At 55.7% G+C, this 1,432-nt stretch carries 1 protein-coding gene; it reads left to right on the plus strand.

Annotated features, from left to right (window positions below):
- The first annotated feature begins 84 nt into the window (after nucleotides 1-84).
- Nucleotides 85-1,422 (plus strand): IS4 family transposase, encoded by a 1,338-nt coding sequence (locus FDX04_RS23860; RefSeq protein WP_137361777.1) that lies wholly within the window; start codon nucleotides 85-87, stop codon nucleotides 1,420-1,422.
- Nucleotides 1,423-1,432 lie beyond the last annotated feature (10 nt).

The raw sequence follows: 1,432 nt of genomic DNA on the forward strand, positions 1-1,432 counted from the left end.
GCAATACCGATCAGTTAAGGATCGGTTGACCGATCCTTAAACTGCGGCACTATAACGGCTTCCACTACAGGGAGCCGTTTTCTTATGCCACTTCTCAATGACCTGCTCGATTTCAGTGACCATCCGCTTATGCCACCGCCCTCTGCACAGCTTTTTGCAGAGCATCTCCCCGTTGAGTGGATACAGCACTGCCTGACGCTTTCCGCACATGCGACCGTGCGCCGCCGTCGTTTACCGGGCGACATGGTTATCTGGATGGTGGTGGCTATGGCCTTCTTCCGCAATGAACCGATTACCGATGTGGTTCGTCGTCTGAACCTGAGCGCGGATGGCGAAGCGGGAATGAACCTGCTGGCTCGCAGCGCGGTCACCCAGGCGCGTCAGCGCGTGGGGGCCGCTCCGGTGGAATGGCTCTTCCGCCAGACCGCAAAGACATGGGGAACGGAACGTTACCTGAAGGATGACTGGCACGGACTGCAGCTTTTTGCCATTGATGGCGCGCAGTTCAGGACACCTGATGAACCTGAGCTGCGTGAACATTATGGCTCTGCCAACACCTCCACTGAGCGGCAGAGTGCATACCCGGTTATGCGCCTGGTGGCGTTAATGAACCTGGGCAGTCATGTGCTGCTGGATGCCGCGACCGCGCCTTACCGGCGCAGCGAAACACTGCTGGCCCACTCAATGCTCGCCGCCCTGCCGGATAACTCCATTACGTTGTTTGACAAGCTGTTCTACAGCGCAGACCTGCTGCTGACGCTGAATCGGCAGGGGAGTAACCGCCACTGGCTGCTGCCCGCCCGCAAGGATATGGCTGCAGAAACGGAAACCAGCTATGGCGCAGGTGACAGGCTGTTGAAACTGAAAGTGTCGCAACAGGCACGGAAAAAGAACCCTTCACTGCCAGAGTTCTGGTATGCCCGGGCGGTGACTTATGAGGTGAACGGTGTGGAGAAAACGGTGCTGACATCGCTCCCGGCAGACCGCTACAAAGCAAAAGAGGTGGCGGAGCTTTACCACTCACGATGGGAAATCGAAGTCGGGTTCAGAAACCTGAAAAGCAGCCTGCTGAATAATGCCCTGGTACTGAGAAGCCGTAAGGTTGAACTGCTGGAACAGGAGGTCTGGGGTATGTTGCTGGCCTATAACCTGATACGGCGTGAAGCGACAAAAGCAGCAGAGAAACACAAAAGGGCGCCGTCAGAAATAAGCTTTAAGTTCGCGTTCCAGTTTATCGCAACGGAAATGATAGTACTGGGGAATACGGTATCGCCGGGGACAATCCCGAAACGGCTGGAGCACCTGCGGGGAAATCTGGAAGCGGTGTTTATAACAAAACGCCCCCGACCATCAAGGCCGAGGGCGGTCAAGATATCAAAAACCCACTATCCGATAAAACGCAGTACTGCTCCGCTTAAGTGAACAGTATTGC

Source organism: Citrobacter sp. wls615 (genome assembly GCF_005281355.1).
Taxonomy (GTDB): domain Bacteria; phylum Pseudomonadota; class Gammaproteobacteria; order Enterobacterales; family Enterobacteriaceae; genus Citrobacter; species Citrobacter werkmanii.

Coding starts and splice junctions, on each gene's coding strand:
- FDX04_RS23860 (WP_137361777.1), top strand. CDS start 85: ATGCCACTTCTCAATGACCTGCTCGATTTCAGTGACCATCCGCTTATG.